Origin of the sequence: [Clostridium] symbiosum ATCC 14940, from assembly GCF_000466485.1 — a bacterium.
GTDB lineage: Bacteria > Bacillota > Clostridia > Lachnospirales > Lachnospiraceae > Otoolea > Otoolea symbiosa.
In genome coordinates this window covers 1-3,167 of the sequence record NZ_KE992852.1, presented here as the reverse complement: position 1 = coordinate 3,167, position 3,167 = coordinate 1, and the positions used below count along the sequence as shown (strand labels likewise).

The following is a 3,167-nucleotide window of genomic DNA, read 5'->3' as shown; positions in this document are numbered from 1 at the left end:
ATTTCCATTAACCGAATTTAACTTTACGCTATTCAGTCTGGGCGCCGTTACGCTCCACATAACTCGGGATTTTCGCAAAAAACAGCGAAAACACCTCGCGGAATACATCATGGCTGAACTGTTGCAAGAGGCATCCTCCATCATAACTTCAACACCTGTCAAGACGGCAATCACCATCACGATTGTATTGCTGATGATTCGCCGTTCACTTCAAATCCTTTTTCCTCTGCACTTTTAATATAGTCCGGGGAATCGTCCATTTGAATTCTGCTGTTAAAGGTTCACTATGACGATCTGCCCCTAAAGGTTATTTTTCCAAAATTACTGCGATTGTATCACTTTCAGGCTGATAAATACGTCCTGCAACATCACCAAACAGCCCACACATTTTAAAGCCAATGCTTTCGGCTTCTTGTATTAATGTTTCTTTTGAGAAATATGTATTCCACAAATAATATGGGGTTATTTCTTTTTTTGAAATAATTGATATTAAGTCCAGAGTTACATTGTCTAAATATTTATAAAATCCACTTAGCACCATGTATTCGTCAGAACGCCAAAAGCCGCCATCAGGGCATACTTCCCAAACTTGTTGTTCTTGAAAATCATAATACTTTGTCATGGAAAATACATCTAATAACAATTTTCCGCCGGGTTTAAGATGATGATAAATCTTTTTCATAATTACTTGTCTGTCTTTAGTCGATAGTGCACCGTAATCACAATATATCATGGTACAAAAATCAAAACTTTTGCTCAAATCCATTTCTAAATAATTTTGATACACGTATGAAATATTTAGCTTCTTGCTGAAAGCTGATTGTTGTGCATAGTCTATAGAACGCTTTGAAAAATCCACTCCGGTAACTTGATACCCCTTTTTGGTAAACAGTTCAGCATATATTCCTGGACCGCACCCGATATCAAGAAGCAAAGGATAATCGGCAGGCGGGATCCGTTCTGTTATCCATGCAACAGATTTTTCAATAAAGTCCAATTTTCTACTTGCCCCGTCAAATTCGGGGTCTAAGTGCGCTTTGAGCATTTGTTCTGAGATATATTCATCATTCCAAAACTCAACCATTGATTTAGTGTAGATAGGGGGTTTTCTCAAAGATGTTATAAAGCTGCTATTCATTTTTTTCTCCTTTCCTGTGCAAAAGAAAAAGCCGTAGACTTTACTCTACGGCTAATCTTTCAAAAGATGAAGAATTAGTTAAAGAGTAAAATAAAATCAAACATTAGGTACTAAAAATAAGCTGTTGATACAGCTTTTTCTTTGCCTATTGGATTGATTTTATCTACTCTTTTCCAGTCATACCCACGTTACTGATTGTGTAACATCTGATACGCCGGACTAACATCACCTTTTCTTATTAAATTTACAGCTGTATTTTACTGCATTCATTTCGTAATGTCAACATTAAAGGACGCCTATCCGTCGGGTAAAACCACGCATATTGAGATAGGCTTAATCTTCTATCATTGTTAATTTGAAAGTTACATAACCGTTATCTGGACACGCTAAATTCCTTTTTGACTTAGGGTTTTTCTCCACAGGAACAGTGTCCAGTTACTGCCTCTACTTGACATTCAAATTTTCGCATTGCTATTTACCCCACACCTTGAAATGTATTGTAAGTAGTTTCAAAATTTATTCTCAGTCCAGTCCCCACTCTCTGCCGTTTTTATACAGATACGTCAGTTCATCCCCATCAAGGCTGGTCTTAATTCCGGGCAGGATATTGCGGACAAAACGATACAGAGACCGGATATCTGTATGCGTCAGCCTGTTCCATGTCAGTGACAGGATCTTTCCCTGCCTTTTCACCTGATCTGCGTCATTTTCCGATAATTTCATGCGGCTGTAAGCCACAGCCTGAACGCCGTCGATATACCTTAACCCCGCCTTGCTGATCCGGGTGGACGCTATCCCGGTTTCCGCTACGGTCTGGGTTACATAGGCATTGATATAGACATATTCCTCATCACTGATCACGGTTTCCACTCCTCCCAGTATATTAATTGCATCCACCAGGTCTTTCCAGTTAAAAGCTACATAATCGTCATAGCGTATTCCCAGATCCGGATAGCCGCTCTCCTTGTTCTGTACATCATATGCACCGTCTCTCACCGGTATATATTCCGTTTTAAGTTCCAGGCTCTCTCTGTCAATTTCCACTACTGCGGCAAATTCCAGACTCTCTTCTTTTTTCGTTTCAGTCGGTGAGTGAACACCGAACACGGCAATATTCCAGCTTTCCTCCTGGTTATTTTCCGCTCCCTGTGCCGACGCCGGAACCGGTGTCGTCAGGCTAAACAGAATGGCTGATACAATGATATAAAGCCTCTTTCGGGCGGCAGACGCCTTTCCCATACGTTTCCTCCTTTAAATACCGGCAAGCAGCGCCTCCACCACCGCAGCGGCCGTTCTCTCCTCCACTGCTATTGACAGCCGCGGTTCATGAATGTCCTCCAGATAATGGGCGTCCGAATCGCTGATAATCCTGCAATGCTCCAGATAGGGATTGCTCTTTTTCAGAGCATGGTATTGTTTCATATCCGCAATCTCCGCCGTATGAAACAGGCTGTCCTCCGGAATAAAGCCAAGATTATAAATCAGGCTGTTCGATGCCTTGTCTATATGGGCGGGAAACATGACTCCGTCATACGTCCTGACCAGTTCCCATAAACCGCTGAAGGAGATATCGGTACTGCTGATAAGAAGGTTCTCCACATGGCCGCAGATCTGATCACTGCAATCATAAATTTCCTGCTTTCCGAATATATCCTCCCTGTTTTTCACCGGCAAAAGCCGTCCATAGACATATGCATCAAACTCCATCGCCTTTTCCAGGGATTTAAACAGGCATACGGCGTGTACCTCCTCGGATGTGTTAATCTCCATTCCGGGAACCGCAAGGATTCCGTATTCCTTTGCCGCAGCCAGCACGGCCGGACAGTTCTTACAGGAATTATGATCCGTAACGGCTATCACGTCCAGCCCCTTTAAGGCAGCCATTCCGGCGATGTTATACGGCGTCATATCGTCACTGCCACAGGGGGACAGACAGGAATGGATATGCAGATCATAAAACAGATTTATCATTTAATCTTCTCCCTCCGTCCGCGGGGTAGTGTCAAGTTTCACTACCTGTTTTATTGTT

The 3,167-nt window shown here is 42.4% G+C and carries 4 protein-coding genes; 1 reads left to right on the top strand and 3 read right to left on the bottom strand.

From position 1 onward, the window contains the following. Positions 1 to 238, top strand: a 238-nt coding sequence (locus CLOSYM_RS23175; RefSeq protein WP_021641303.1) for a hypothetical protein, incomplete at its 5' end; no start/stop codon positions are given. Positions 239 to 307: 69 nt separating this feature from the next. Here CLOSYM_RS23175 and CLOSYM_RS05585 read toward each other — a convergent pair. The 3 genes from CLOSYM_RS05585 to CLOSYM_RS05575 form a co-directional block, all read right to left on the bottom strand. Next, entirely contained in the window at positions 308 to 1,138 is an 831-nt protein-coding gene (locus CLOSYM_RS05585) for a class I SAM-dependent methyltransferase (protein ID WP_044902163.1), read from the bottom strand. Between the two features lie 522 nt (positions 1,139 to 1,660). After that, positions 1,661 to 2,377 carry an LCP family glycopolymer transferase gene (locus tag CLOSYM_RS05580; protein WP_021641301.1) on the bottom strand — a complete coding sequence of 239 codons (717 nt, stop codon included), beginning with the start codon at positions 2,375 to 2,377 and terminating at the stop codon, positions 1,661 to 1,663. 12 nt (positions 2,378 to 2,389) lie between these two features. Next, positions 2,390 to 3,109, bottom strand: coding sequence for a PHP domain-containing protein (locus CLOSYM_RS05575; RefSeq protein ID WP_021641300.1), 720 nt, complete (start codon positions 3,107 to 3,109; stop codon positions 2,390 to 2,392). Between the last annotated feature and the right edge of the window lie 58 nt (positions 3,110 to 3,167).